The 12,491-nt window shown below is 54.3% G+C and carries 11 protein-coding genes, 1 tRNA gene and 3 pseudogenes; 7 read left to right on the top strand and 8 right to left on the bottom strand.

Going from position 1 to position 12,491, the window contains the following annotated elements; genetic code table 11:
• The first annotated feature begins 10 nt into the window (after positions 1 to 10).
• The 3 genes and pseudogenes from CSE6_RS09850 to CSE6_RS09840 all read left to right on the top strand — a co-directional run bounded on the left by CSE6_RS09850 (position 11) and on the right by CSE6_RS09840 (position 4,688).
• On the top strand, positions 11 to 1,837 hold the full coding sequence (locus tag CSE6_RS09850; protein WP_034406197.1) for a DEAD/DEAH box helicase: 1,827 nt from the start codon (positions 11 to 13) through the stop codon (positions 1,835 to 1,837).
• 213 nt (positions 1,838 to 2,050) lie between these two features.
• Positions 2,051 to 3,787 carry a M14 family zinc carboxypeptidase gene (locus CSE6_RS09845; protein ID WP_059440426.1) on the top strand — a complete coding sequence of 579 codons (1,737 nt, stop codon included), beginning with the start codon at positions 2,051 to 2,053 and terminating at the stop codon, positions 3,785 to 3,787.
• 87 nt (positions 3,788 to 3,874) lie between these two features.
• Positions 3,875 to 4,688 (top strand): annotated as a pseudogene (locus CSE6_RS09840) (IS5 family transposase).
• An 87-nt stretch (positions 4,689 to 4,775) separates the two neighbouring features.
• Here the strand turns inward: CSE6_RS09840 and CSE6_RS09835 are convergent.
• Positions 4,776 to 4,852 (bottom strand) — tRNA-Arg (locus tag CSE6_RS09835).
• A 132-nt stretch (positions 4,853 to 4,984) separates the two neighbouring features.
• Between CSE6_RS09835 and CSE6_RS26460 the strand changes: the two are divergent.
• Positions 4,985 to 5,113 (top strand): annotated as a pseudogene (locus CSE6_RS26460) (thermonuclease family protein); the annotation flags it as partial.
• Here CSE6_RS26460 and CSE6_RS26060 read toward each other — a convergent pair.
• The 6 genes and pseudogenes from CSE6_RS26060 to CSE6_RS09805 all read right to left on the bottom strand — a co-directional run bounded on the left by CSE6_RS26060 (position 5,092) and on the right by CSE6_RS09805 (position 9,636).
• Complete coding sequence (locus tag CSE6_RS26060) at positions 5,092 to 5,256, bottom strand: hypothetical protein (protein WP_165572407.1); 165 nt, start codon at positions 5,254 to 5,256, stop codon at positions 5,092 to 5,094. The pseudogene CSE6_RS26460 and the gene CSE6_RS26060 sit on opposite strands and share 22 nt — an antisense overlap.
• Before the next feature lie 316 nt (positions 5,257 to 5,572).
• Positions 5,573 to 5,914, bottom strand: a complete 342-nt coding sequence (locus CSE6_RS09825) for an RNA-binding protein (protein ID WP_059440425.1) — start codon at positions 5,912 to 5,914, stop codon at positions 5,573 to 5,575.
• A 111-nt stretch (positions 5,915 to 6,025) separates the two neighbouring features.
• Positions 6,026 to 6,232: a hypothetical protein gene (locus CSE6_RS26795; protein WP_083994707.1), complete on the bottom strand. Its 207-nt coding sequence runs from the start codon at positions 6,230 to 6,232 to the stop codon at positions 6,026 to 6,028.
• Between the two features lie 341 nt (positions 6,233 to 6,573).
• Positions 6,574 to 6,894, bottom strand: a pseudogene (locus tag CSE6_RS09815) (SOS response-associated peptidase family protein); the annotation flags it as partial.
• A 345-nt stretch (positions 6,895 to 7,239) separates the two neighbouring features.
• Positions 7,240 to 8,127 (bottom strand): transglutaminase family protein, encoded by an 888-nt coding sequence (locus tag CSE6_RS09810; protein WP_331710345.1) that lies wholly within the window; start codon positions 8,125 to 8,127, stop codon positions 7,240 to 7,242.
• A gap of 195 nt (positions 8,128 to 8,322) precedes the next feature.
• Positions 8,323 to 9,636: an RNB domain-containing ribonuclease gene (locus CSE6_RS09805; protein WP_231905871.1), complete on the bottom strand. Its 1,314-nt coding sequence runs from the start codon at positions 9,634 to 9,636 to the stop codon at positions 8,323 to 8,325.
• A 482-nt stretch (positions 9,637 to 10,118) separates the two neighbouring features.
• Between CSE6_RS09805 and CSE6_RS09800 the strand changes: the two genes are divergently transcribed.
• The 3 genes from CSE6_RS09800 (at position 10,119) to CSE6_RS09790 (ending at position 11,829) form a co-directional block, all read left to right on the top strand.
• Positions 10,119 to 10,802 (top strand): DUF1566 domain-containing protein, encoded by a 684-nt coding sequence (locus tag CSE6_RS09800; protein ID WP_152668556.1) that lies wholly within the window; start codon positions 10,119 to 10,121, stop codon positions 10,800 to 10,802.
• Positions 10,803 to 11,152: 350 nt separating this feature from the next.
• Positions 11,153 to 11,335, top strand: coding sequence for a type II toxin-antitoxin system HicA family toxin (locus tag CSE6_RS09795; protein WP_370545704.1), 183 nt, complete (start codon positions 11,153 to 11,155; stop codon positions 11,333 to 11,335).
• A 65-nt stretch (positions 11,336 to 11,400) separates the two neighbouring features.
• The gene (locus CSE6_RS09790) at positions 11,401 to 11,829 is read left to right on the top strand and encodes a type II toxin-antitoxin system HicB family antitoxin (protein WP_059440524.1); all 429 of its coding nucleotides are present in this window, start codon (positions 11,401 to 11,403) and stop codon (positions 11,827 to 11,829) included.
• A gap of 471 nt (positions 11,830 to 12,300) precedes the next feature.
• Here CSE6_RS09790 and CSE6_RS26455 read toward each other — a convergent pair.
• Positions 12,301 to 12,491 (bottom strand): hypothetical protein (locus CSE6_RS26455; protein ID WP_059440423.1); only part of this gene is annotated, 191 nt, incomplete at its 5' end.

Raw genomic sequence — 12,491 nt, 5'->3', positions numbered from 1 at the left:
ATTGATCACAATGACATTTGAAGAACTGAATCTGGCACCCGCCATTCTGAAGGCCGTACAAGAACAGGGTTATGAAAACCCGACTCCCATTCAGGCACAGGCCATTCCTCTGGTTCTCGCCGGGCACGATCTGCTGGCCGGCGCCCAGACCGGTACCGGCAAGACTGCCGCCTTCACGCTGCCCATGTTGCAGCGCCTGGCAAGCGGCACAGCGCCCAAAAACAAGTTTGGCGGCAAGGGCATCCGCACTCTGGTGCTGACCCCTACCCGCGAACTGGCGGCCCAGGTGGAAGAAAACCTGCGTAGCTACGCCAAATATCTGGACATTACCTCCACCGTGATTTTTGGCGGTGTCGGCATGAAGCCGCAGATCGCACGCATCGAAAAAGGCGTTGACGTTCTGGTTGCCACGCCAGGCCGTCTGCTGGACCTGGCTGGTCAGGGTTTCATGGACCTGTCCACCGTCGAGATGCTGATCCTGGACGAGGCCGACCGCATGCTGGACATGGGCTTCATCCATGACGTCAAGAAGGTTCTGGCTCTTGTGCCCAAGGACAAGCAAAGCCTGCTGTTCTCTGCCACCTTCAGCGATGAAATTCGCGAGCTGGCCAATGGTCTGCTGCGCAACCCCCAATCCATCCAGGTCACGCCGCGCAACACCACCGTGCAGCGTATCAAGCAGGTCATCCACCCCGTGGGGCGCGGCAAGAAAAAGCAGGTGCTGCTGCACATCATCCAGGAAAACAACTGGAGTCAGGTGCTGGTGTTCACTCGCACCAAGTTTGGCGCCAACAACGTGGCCGAGTACCTGACCAAGAACGGCGTTTCCGCCATGGCCTTGCACGGCAACAAGAGCCAGAGCGCCCGTACTCAGGCCTTGGAAGGCTTCAAGACAGGCGAACTGCGCGCGCTGGTGGCAACCGATATCGCGGCACGCGGCATCGACATTGATGAACTGCCCAATGTGGTGAACTACGAGATCCCCAATATCTCGGAAGACTATGTACACCGTATCGGCCGTACCGGCCGTGCCGGCCGCGAAGGCAACGCAGTCAGCCTGGTCTGCATGGACGAAGAAGGCTTCATGATGGATATCGAGCGCTTTACCAAGCAGGAGATTCCGGTGCAGCCCATCGAAGGTTTTGGTCCTGAAGAAGGCGAAATCGCCGAGCCCATCGCCATGGGCCGACAGACCCTGTGGGGTGGCGCTGGCAAGCCTCCCAGCCGCGATGTAATGCAGGCAGCTGCCAAGGCAGCCCGCCAGGAAATGATGGAGCGTATCCGCTCCAACAAGACTCCCAATGGCAGCCGCGGTGGTCGCCGTCCTGCTGCAGATGCCCAGCAAGGCGAAGCAGAAGGTGAAGCACAGCAACGCCCCGCACGCCAGCACAAGCCTCGCAGCAACAGCCGCGTCAACAGCCAGCGCGGCCAGGGTCAGCAAGCAGTGGAACGTGGCGAACGCAACTCCGATCGCAGCACCGAGCGCAGCAACTCGTTTGGCCAAAGCGACCGCGCTCCACGCCCCCAAGGCAATAGCGATCAACAGCGAGCCCCCAAACGCGGCGGCGCCCGCCAGTTCGGTGATCGTGAGCGCGGCAACCGCTACGACGACCAGCCCCCCCGTGCCGATGCGCACCTGGGTACGCAGCAAGGCCACGCCCGCCACAACGGCGCGCGCGGCAGCAACGCTGGTGGCCAGCCAGATCCTATGCGCACCAGCGTGGACAGCATGGCCGACCGTGGTCGCCGTGGCGGCTTTGGCGGCGGTCGTGGTGGCTTTGGCGGAGGCAATCGCGGTGGCAACCGTGGGGGCTTTGGCGGCGGTTACGGCCGTTAATCCACGGCGTCTATGGCTGAAGGTGTGAAATCACCTTCAGCCCAACCTCCTGAAGGGCTGCAATCTCCAATATTGCAGCCCTTCTGCTTTTTCCAGCTGCAGCATCGCTGCGCGCTGACAGCCGACAGCAAGCCAGCCGACCTAATATGGGTTCCAGATGTGCGAAGCTCGAGCTTTCGCTCTTGGCATGTTCTTTTTATCTGCGTTGAACTTATGACATTTCTTACCAAGCCTGTTTTCTCTCATGCCAAGCGCACGCAGTCCGTCTGGACCCAAAGCATGCTCAAGCTGACGACAGTGGGCTCGGCAGTGCTGTTGACGGCCTGTGCCAATGTGCAGCTGCCGCCCTGGACTGGCATGTCAGGCCCGGCACCGGCCCCAACCCCTTCCGCAGCAAGTTCTCCTGCCGCCCCTTCGGTGATCAGCCAAGCGGTTGCCCCTACGCCACAGCTGACAGCCCTGCCCTATAACCCGGCCATCGAGTCTCGCTTTACCGACCCCACCACTCTTTATGACACACCGGGTCTGGGTAGCGGGCGACAACAGTTCAGCACGCAGACAGAAATTTCTGCATGGCTGCAATCAATGAGCAGCAAGGCCGGTAACGGCTCGCAACTGTCCACCGTCACTATCGGCACCTCTCAAAGAGGGCTACCGATTCAAGCACTTATTGCGACTCAGGGCCAAAGCACCCAGGCAACAGCCATCAACAGCAGCGGCAAACCCACCGTGCTTTTGGTCGGCGGCCAGCGTGGCGACGAACCCGCCAGCACTGAGGCCCTGCTGGTCGTCGCACGCGAACTGAGCCAGGGCGGCCTGCTGGCGCCCTTGCTGCAGCAGACCAACATCATCATCGTACCCCGGGCCAATCCTGATGCGGCAGGCACGGCCAGCCACGTCACAGCAGATGGCACAGACCTCGTTCACGATCATTTGCTGCTGAGCACTCCGGAAGCACAGGCCCTCGCCCGCCTGACCCGTAACTACCGGCCTGCAGCTGTGATTGATCTACGTGAATTTCCAGCAGCTGGCACGTTGCTGCAGAAATTTCAGGCCGTGCAGCGCTACGACGTACTGCTGCAACCCGCTGCCACGGCCAATGCACACGAATTTGTCAACAAGGCAGCGCGAGAGTGGTTCAGTCAACCCATACGCAACGCTCTCAAGCAGGCAGAGCTCAGCAATGAATGGTTTTTTCAGCCCAGCGCTCAGCCTGAGGACAAATCAATGTCCATGGCCGGTTTGACTGCCGACACTCTTGCCAACACCAGCAGTCTCAAAAACTCTGTCGCTCTGCTGATAGCCAGCCGCGGCTCCGATCTGGGGCGCCTGCACATTCAGCGCCGCGTGCACAGCCTGGTCACTGCGGCAACTGCAGCACTGCGAGCCACGGCCGAGAAATCAAAAAACCTGAAGCAGGTCGAATCCTTTGTGTCCCGCGACATTTCCGCTCTCGCTTGCCGCAACACCCTGACCATCCAGGCCAAACAAACACCTGAGCAGCGCACCATCCGCATGCTGCAGGCCGAATCCGGCCAGGAAATCGAAGCCCGTGTGGACTGGAATTCATCGCTGAACATAAAGCCCGAACAAAGCCGTCCCCGCCCATGCGGTTACTGGCTGTCGGCTGACTCAGGGCGAGCCGTCGACCGTTTGCGCCTGCAGGGGGTGCAAGTCATGCAGATTGCAGAATCTGGTCAGATGCTGGCAGAAAACTACACCCCATCCCGTACCGTCAGCAACACCCCTGTGCTGACACGTGGCGCCATTGAAGCGCCAATGGGCAGCTACTACATCACCCTCAACCAGGCAAAAGCGCATTTGGCGACTGCAGCCCTCGAGCCTGACACACCTTTCAGCTATGTAAGCAAAAGCCTGATTACTGCCCCCACGGACATTGCACGCGTCGTCGCCGCACCATCGGTCGTTTTTGAAGAAGAAATGGAATGAAAATATAGAGGCAAGATCGCAGAGTCTTAAGAGTGGCTAACACTACTTGGTCAGAGCCCCCGCAAAGCAGTTATGCTCGCTGCCCTCATGGCACGACGACCCGTAAGCAAAGAACTGTGGCGACAGCTACAACCCCTTATCCCAGCCTTCGTGCCTTCTGCCAAATGCGGTGCGCGCAAGCTCGCAGTCAGCGACGAAGCTGCCCTCAACGGCATCCTGTTCGTTCTGCAAACAGGTATCCCATGGGAAGAGCTTCCCTAATCCCTTGGTTACGGCAGCGGCATGACTTTCTGGCGGCGCTTGCGCGACTGGAATACCGCTGGCGTCTGGGAGCAGTTGCACCAGGCCATGCTGACTCGCTTACGTGAACATGACCAGATCGATTGGAGCCGGGCCAGCATTGATGGCTCCTCAGTACCAAGCCCCCGGGGGGCCAGGAAACGGGCCCTAACCCCACGGACAGAAGCAAGCTCGGTTCCAAGCGACACATCGTTGTAGATGCCAGAGGCATCCCGTTGGTGATCTTGGTCAGTGAGGCGGGGCGAACCGGCACGATTCCAAAATGTTCAAGAAGTGCGTGGACGCGATTCCTGCGATTGCAGGCTTGTCAGGGCGTCCCCGTAAAAGACCATCGAAACTGCACGCTGACAAAGGCTACGAATTCAAGCGATGCCGAGACCACCTAAGGCAGCGGGGCATCATCGGCCGGATTGCTAGGCGAGGCGTTGAGAGTAGCGAGCGACTGGGCAAGCATCGCTGGGTGGTGGAGCGGACGCACAGCTGGTTTGCAAGTTTTGGCAAGCTGCGAATCCGTTTTGAAAGACGACTGGATATCCACGAGGCGCTGCTGAAACTGGTAGCAGCGATCATCTGTGCGCGCTTCGTGGATCGGTGGTGTTAGCCACTCTAAATGCACTCTGCAGCACACTGCTGATGCAGAAGCAAAAAGCCCATTCATGCAATTGCATGAATGGGCTTTTTCTTCGCTTGGCCTGCCCGACAGGGATCGAACCTGTGACCCACAGCTTAGAAGGCTGTTGCTCTATCCAACTGAGCTACGGGCAGATGATTGATTTCACTAGGTTTTTTCGGTCTAGCCTCAACCTAGATTTGCGGAGCGCTCCGCATCGATCATTTCTCGTTTGATATGACCGGTCGTTATTATGCACCGGATAACAACCCTCTCTGACTTTGCCTATGCTCGCCTCAGCCCTCATCTGCCTTGTTGTCGAGGTCTCAGACGGCGACACCCTGACAGCCCGATGCGGTGAGCCAGGGCAAGACGAACAAGTCAAGGTGAGACTTCAGGGCATCGACGCCTCTGAGTTGTTCTCAGCCGGTGCCTCAGAGTTCAGGACTGGCGCAACTGTTTCGGGCCCTGTAGCTTTGCGCTGAGCCTTCTCAGCCTTCTTTTTCTTCTTCTCGAGCTCCCGCTGCCTTTTTTCGAATTGATAGTTGGGTTTTGGCATCAGGCGTTTCCTTAGTGGTTTGAGTTACCCACCATACCCTATGAACCGTCCCGGGAGGCCTTAATTCGCCCGGAACTGTTTTTTGTTTTGCTTCCTGCTCAGCTTGACGACATGCATGCCGATGCCAAGGATGAGCGTCACAAGCATGGACGTTGCGAGCTTGCCATCAGCCAGCGCAACCACACACTAGTTCTCACTCCTCAAAACCGCACCTCATAGAAGGCCCGCCAGCGGCCTGCAAGCCGTAACAATCGGCCCACTCACTGAAACAAAAACGCCCTCGAACTGAGGGCGTTTTCTTGAGTTTGAAGCTAGATCAGTAGCCGCCGCCATAGCCATCGTTGCCATAGCCAACATTTGGACGAGAGCTGGCGCGGAATTCGCGGTTGCCACCGAATCCACGACCTTCTTCACGAGGTTTCGCAAGATTGACAACGATCGAACGTCCATCAACGGACATGCCATGCAAAGCAGAAATAGCTTCCTGACATTCGTCGGCAGACGTCATTTCTACGAACGCAAAGCCTTTGGAGCGTCCGGTTTCACGATCCATCATGACTTTGGCAGAGGTAACAATTCCGAACTCAGCAAAGTTGCTTCGCAGGTTGGAGTCAGTCACGGAGTAAGGCAGGTTGCCAACGTAAATTTTGGTGCTCATAGGAGCCTTTTCTAATGGTGACGCGTCAAGGATTGATGCATCGTTTGAATGTGGCAGTGGGAATGGGAATCCACGGCAACCGGAGGATGAAGTTACGAGCTCGTTAGCGGCTCAGCACGTCGATGGCTGCATGGAGGTATGCAACCAGCCTTGCGTTACAGCAAAGATCTTTGCTGCTTCGGTCGAGGCGAATGTTTTGTCAAAGCGAAAAACACGGCAGTAACTGCTGTTGTGCCTAGTGCGCTGAAGTGCGAAGGAAGCTTGAAAGCGACCGCAATTGGTCTTGTGTGATGTGGGCGTAACGAAGTACTTGCCCATAGCGATAGGAGTCAGTGGAATCTAGTTCAATCAGAGCAGGCCGAGCGACCCGCATGAGCTTTCGATGACTCGATTGGCTGCTGCTCTACAGCCAACGGTGCGAGATGTCTCGCGAAAAATTTCTTGCCGGACGACATTTTTGTCTCCCGGAAGACGCTGCAAGACGACTAGTTGAAGTATGCAGCTGCCGCCTATCATAATACTTTTATATAAAAAGCACAAATTTTATTATTTTTTCTTTGCTTGATGCTCTGCACATCTGCTGGCTACTGCTCCAGCCTCAGCTGGCTCCAGAGTATCGAGCCTCTGCCGTGGGCCAGTTGTAGGCGGCCGTCAGGGACCTAAAGCTCGGCTGGGGCTGCATTAAATATGTCGAATGGCGCTGACACCAACAACTGCCCTGCCTCCCGCACCGTCCCCGCCAACCACTGATCAATATCCTGCATCTCGATCGGGATCACGCTGCGCTTGTCCTGCTGGTCCGATGGCAGCTTGGGGTCTGGCTTGTGCATGCGACTCATCAGCGAATGTGAGTCGGCATTGATGGTCAGCATGGTGTAGCTCTCCACCAGCTCACCGGACGCCGGATCCTTTCAGCGATTCCACAGCCCGGCCAGCGCCCACGGTGCGCCATCGGCCCGGCGAGATCTCCACCACACGTTTTACCTGCCCCTAGCTCGGCTCATTGAACGCCCAACCCAGGAAACGCCCCCCGCAGCAAGGCGTGCCGGTTCGATTCCTGTCTCCGGCACCAGAATTGCTAGTAAACAAGCCATTCCCCACGTAAAGTGGGTAGAAAATCTGAAACGGTTTCTACCCATTTTTTTGCCTGCATCTAAAGTGTAGCGATGCTTGCAGCAACCCTCCTCCGCCTTGTCGTCGGCATCTCAGATGCAACACCCTGGCTGACCACCTGAAAGTAGCCCGGACTCACCAGGGTCTGGGCACGCAAGCTACTCCAAAGTAACGCAGCAACTTTTACCTCATGGCCTATGCATCGCATAGAACTATTCCGTTGACAGAGCAAGCGACGTGTAAACAGGCCACTCCCAATTTTTCTTCTCCGAATGTTCAACCTGAACATGAATGTGTGGAGGCTCACTGATCACACTGCCAAATATGGTGGCGAAAGCCACATCTGCGGCATCCCGTCCCGTGGCGATTCGCATCAGCCCCATGGGAATCGACGTTCCTGATGGGTCAAAAATAAACCAGCGATATCCAAGATAAACTTCCACATAGGCGTGGAAATCGCTTGGACCTAGAGCCGGATCAGCACCATAGTCCGTACCTGTCACAAATCGCGCAGGTAGGTTGATTGCTCTGCAAAGCGCTATCATTAAATGAGCAAAATCACGACACACGCCTACCCGCTCGATCAACGTGTCGACTGCTGAAGTTGTACCAATAGACGTATTCGACCTAAACGTCACGTTTTGCCGCACCCAATCACAGATCGCTTGGGCTCGGGCGTAGCCTTGCGGCAGATGACCAAACCGGTCGACCGCAAACTTCGACAATCGATCTGACTGACAGTAGCGGCTGGGATAGACGTATTGCAGCACCTCTAACGGCAACCGCCGAACAGGCACCTCTGAAACGTATCCTGGCTCAGCTTTGTGGTGAGAAATCTCTACGATGGCCTCGTAATGCACAGTCAGTGTGCCAGGCCTAGCGCTGACCCTTAGACAACGTTGCGTGACGTCTTGACACTGTTGAATCTCCCAATCAGCACTTGCCTCACCTACTGTCAAATGCTCAGATGACACTTGTTGATGAGAAGTATTAGCAGCATGTATGTAGAAGAAAAAATCTGCACCGTGCTCTAAAACTTGATAGTTCAACTTCAGTTGGAAATTAAGTCTGATCATCGCAATCCCGGGCAACCAGAACATCAAGGAAAATTCCTGTCGCTGATCAAATATCCGTCTGCGCCGCGCATTCTGGATTGCCATTGAATATGCGCTTCAAGCAGTATCTCCGGTAATGCTTACCGCATACTCGGAGGTGTAACAAACTTCTTGCGGCAGAAGAGCAATCTCATAGATTCTTCACCTCCGCCAAGACCAGTATCTTTCGCCCATTGAATCTCAATGCGCGATAGTGAAATCAATAAATCCACGCTCAACTGAGGTCGAAACAAGCTTTACCTTCACTTTTTGACCAACATTGAGAGTAGGGAGATCTCCCTTCACGCGACCTTCTGCGGGAGGTGTAAAAATACGCACCCAAGTGCCGCGCTCCCCGGCGCCAATGATGAGCCCAGCAAATACTTCACCTATGCGATGGTGCAATAGCAGAGCCGCCTCCGACTTGCGCACCTGTCTTTCTACTTTTTGTGCTGCATCCTCTTGAGTGGTGCAATGCGTGGCAAGAGCCTCCAACTCCTCATAGGTGTAGGGTGACTTTTCCCCAGCAAGTGCGGCTTTTAGTAGACGCAAGGTAATCAGGTCTGGGTAACGTCTGTTTGGGGCTGTCGAATGCATGTAGTCTTGCACGGCCAATCCGAAATGGCCAATAGATGGCCCGCGCGGACGCTCCACCACGTACTCGCCTCGCCCCATCAGCTTTATGATCACCAACGACAAGTCCGGAAACCTCAAGGGATCTGCTTGATGCTGCTTTGCAAGAAATGCCTGCAAAGCCTCTCCATCGGGCTCAGCCGGCAAGCTTGATCCATAACTTTCAGCGACTTCAACAATTCTCTGCCACCGCTCTGGTGAACGGACGACCCTTCGCAATGAAGCAGTGCCTTGCGCGGCCAGGAAGCGCGCTGTGCAACCGTTAGTTGCAATCATCAACTCCTCAATCAATTGACGAGCCCGATTGTGTGGCTGTTGACGAATGTCGATGATGATGTCGCCGTCAAACACCGCATGAGGCTGAAAAGTTTCAAACTCCAGCGATCCTTGCGAACGTCTTTGCACTCGCAGCTTCTGAGCAAGCTCATCTTGCATGCTCAGTTGGGTGTCCATCCCCACGACTTTTTGCGCTGGCCCTGGCAACTCCCCGACCCCCTCGAACCATTCCGACACTGCGTCGTATGCGAGTTTTGCCTTGTTCCGCACTAAAGCCCGATATATGTTCGATTCAATCAGAAGACCATCGCCGCTGAAGGTCATCTCTGTGATCAGAGCCAAGCGATCTTGATCTTGATTCAAAGAGGTGAGATCTGTACATAGCTGCTCCGGCAGCATGGGAAACACTCGAGCCGAGCTATAGACTGAAGTTGTATTTAACCTTGCATGCTCATCAATCGGAGAGCCTTTCTTGACCACACTGTCAACATCAGACACGGCAACGAAAACCCGAACACTCCCCTGCCCCAGGGGTTCAATTGATGATATTTGGTCGAGGTCACGCGAGTCATCGTTATCGATTGAACACCACAGCAATTGAGTCATTTCATGTATGCCATGACCTGACTCTTTCGCAGGACCAGATACGAGAGACAACTGCTCGAGAGCGCTGTGCGAGAACTCTGCTTCCAAGCCACGGCTATACATGGCCCAAGCAGCTAGGGCTGAGATATTTTCTCTGTGATTTGATAGAACGTCTCGCATAGACCGATGACCTTCCATTATTTATTCAAGTATTTTGAACCTAATTATCTCTTTGTCAAAATTATTTTTATATATATGACATTTTTGAAGTTTTTTTTTCAGGAATACAACTTCGCTAAAATACAAATCTAATAGTTCTTCAAACTTTAAATCATATTAATCAATCAAATAAATACTTAATAAACTAAATGATTATATTTCAAAATGTATTTTTGACACAAAATAATAAATAGAAGTAATATTTCGTAGTATTTTGATTTAAATAAGAATAATAGAGTAACCTCATAAGAAAAAATTCAAAATAGAAGGCGAAATATTTAAAAATGAATTTACTTCAACCGAGAGAAATCATGCGCATCCCTTCATTCTTATCCACCATAGATACCGACTATGGAAAACCATTTGAAGGTGGATTTTATGGTGGAGTGATAAATATTAATTCACATATCTATGCGATAGTATGGGCACCAAAATCCACTCAGATCAAAGCGGAAATTGACGTTGAGAAAGCGAATGCATTTGATCCTGCAGACAGCTACAGCAATACTGTCGCTTTAGCAGATGCGGGAAGCCCGCTTGCTAGAGCCGCACTTGCCGCAAACATCAATGGCTATAACGATTGGCTGATACCAGCACGCGACGTATTGGAGCTAGGCTATCGCATGCTAAAGCCATCGAAAAATCAGAACTATGCGAACTGGTTCGATGGTGTGAATCGCAACAGTCTTCCCGAGGGGAAGCACTATTCTGAATCTTACCCAGCTCAAACCATCGCATCAGATTTCCTTGACGGAGGATCTGAGTCATTCGATCTTGCCTGGTACTGGTCTAGTAGTCTGCACTCCGGAGGGGTAGCGTTCTGTCAGCATTTCGAAGATGGCTATCAAAGTCACTATCACTCTGTGTCAGCGGTAGGCCTTGCCAGGTTTGTGCGCTTGACCCAAGTTCCAGTCCAAGCCCTGACAACTACGACCATAGACACACAGTCCATCAATTTGCACCATTGACTCATAGGAATTGGCCGGACAGCGCGACAGGTTGCCGTATTAGTTGCGTGTGCATTGACTGAGGCGCTGTCAGCGTAGCTGCCTGCTTACAGACTGGCATGGCTACTATGGCGCTCCAGCTCTTTATTCTCAGGCTGCGCCTTTGCAAGGTAAGTCCAATGAAGCATCCCAATTGAAATCGACCCCAACACCACGGGCGTGATGATTTCGGTCGATGGGACGGATATGCCTTTGGTCGAAGGCTACTAGTCCACTCTGGGCATCAACACGCCGACCTCAAAAAATAAACAATAATGCTTGCATAATATAAGCATTTTTGTTTATACTTGCGCCATCGCAACAAAAGAAAGGTGGTCGTGAAAATCAGCGAATTCAAGCGGTGGCTTGAAGCGCAGGGGGTCAGAGTCGAGAACGGTACGAATCACTGGAGGCTGTACCACAACGGCAAAGTAAGCACCCTGCCAAGACACCCAAGTAAAGAGCTGAAGGAAGGCACAAGACGCGCAATCCTGAAGCAACTAGGAATCAACTAAGGAGGCAGGCCCGAAGGGGCCTAGCCTGAATTCCTGAGCTTCACGACCACTAGATGGGAAACAACATGCAAAAGTACCCTGCTCGCTTCGATCCCGCCGACGAAGGGGGCTACACCGTCAGCTTCCGGGATATTCCGGAAGCCCTTACCCAGGGAGATGATCTCGCGGAAGCCGAGTCAATGGCCCGGGACGCGCTGGTCACGGCCATGGACTTCTACTTTGAAGATGGCCGCGCCGTACCGGCCCCCAGCAAGCCCGAAAAAGGCGAGCGCCTGGTGGAGCTGCCCGCCAGTGTCGCGGTCAAGGTGGCCCTACTCAATGCCCGGCTGGCCACCGGTGCGCGCCCTGCAGACGTGGCCCGCGCGATGGGTGTGAAGCCCCAAGAAATGACCCGCGTTTTTGACTTGGGCCACGCCACCAAGATCGACACCGTAGCTGCCGCACTGGCTGCCATGGGGTATGAGTTAGAACTGAATGTCCGGCGAGTAAAGTAGCAAATGGGTCGGCCCTCCATGGATTCGCCTGTGCATATCTCCTCGACTCGCTGGCTGTTGTTACTTGGAGTTGATGGACTTTTACTGGTCACGCTTTGGTATGAACATCTACATCCACGCTCTGCCCAATTTGCACTAGGCTCCCTCTTGGCAACCTTCGTCACTATCAATGCTTGGGTTGCTGGGCTTAGATGGGCCTGGCTTACTTGGCGAGTTCACAAGGTATTTGGTTCATCGATTCGCCACCTTCCATCACCATTGCCACCAACTACATACCGGCTGGCTAGTGGTTTCGGTGATTTATTGATCCTACTGACGTTACTGTGGACCCGTCAGTTCTGGCTTGCCGCAGCATACGGCCTGTGTGCTCTAGGTGTGCAGATTGCGCACTGCCTGTTAAGTCGTTGGCGCAAAAAACCGAGCGGGCTTAGCACTCTGTAGCACGGTGCACCATACGGCACAGGGGTTTCGTCATTTCAGATGCTCCCTGCAACTAGCCAGGGCGGCGACCAGCTTTACCTCGTATGCCTCGCGGCGGTCGATCTCTGCCAGGGAAGCGCGCAGCAGCACGAAAGGCGGCACTCCGGGTGCCAGAGCCTCAGTGGGCATCACTGGGCGCACTGGCTCAGCCACTTGGCACGGCACGGGCACAGCGATGTTGA

It is taken from the genome of Comamonas sp. E6, assembly GCF_001010305.1.
Classification (GTDB): Bacteria; Pseudomonadota; Gammaproteobacteria; order Burkholderiales; family Burkholderiaceae_C; genus Comamonas; species Comamonas thiooxydans.
Note: the sequence above shows the minus strand (reverse complement) of the source record. Positions and strands in the feature narration are given on the sequence as shown.

Coding starts and splice junctions, on each gene's coding strand:
- CSE6_RS09850 (WP_034406197.1), top strand. CDS start 11: ATGACATTTGAAGAACTGAATCTGGCACCCGCCATTCTGAAGGCCGTA.
- CSE6_RS09845 (WP_059440426.1), top strand. CDS start 2,051: ATGACATTTCTTACCAAGCCTGTTTTCTCTCATGCCAAGCGCACGCAG.
- CSE6_RS26060 (WP_165572407.1), bottom strand. CDS start 5,256: ATGCCAAAACCCAACTATCAATTCGAAAAAAGGCAGCGGGAGCTCGAG.
- CSE6_RS09825 (WP_059440425.1), bottom strand. CDS start 5,914: ATGAGCACCAAAATTTACGTTGGCAACCTGCCTTACTCCGTGACTGAC.
- CSE6_RS26795 (WP_083994707.1), bottom strand. CDS start 6,232: ATGGGCAAGTACTTCGTTACGCCCACATCACACAAGACCAATTGCGGT.
- CSE6_RS09810 (WP_331710345.1), bottom strand. CDS start 8,127: ATGTTCTGGTTGCCCGGGATTGCGATGATCAGACTTAATTTCCAACTG.
- CSE6_RS09805 (WP_231905871.1), bottom strand. CDS start 9,636: ATGACTCAATTGCTGTGGTGTTCAATCGATAACGATGACTCGCGTGAC.
- CSE6_RS09800 (WP_152668556.1), top strand. CDS start 10,119: ATGAATTTACTTCAACCGAGAGAAATCATGCGCATCCCTTCATTCTTA.
- CSE6_RS09790 (WP_059440524.1), top strand. CDS start 11,401: ATGCAAAAGTACCCTGCTCGCTTCGATCCCGCCGACGAAGGGGGCTAC.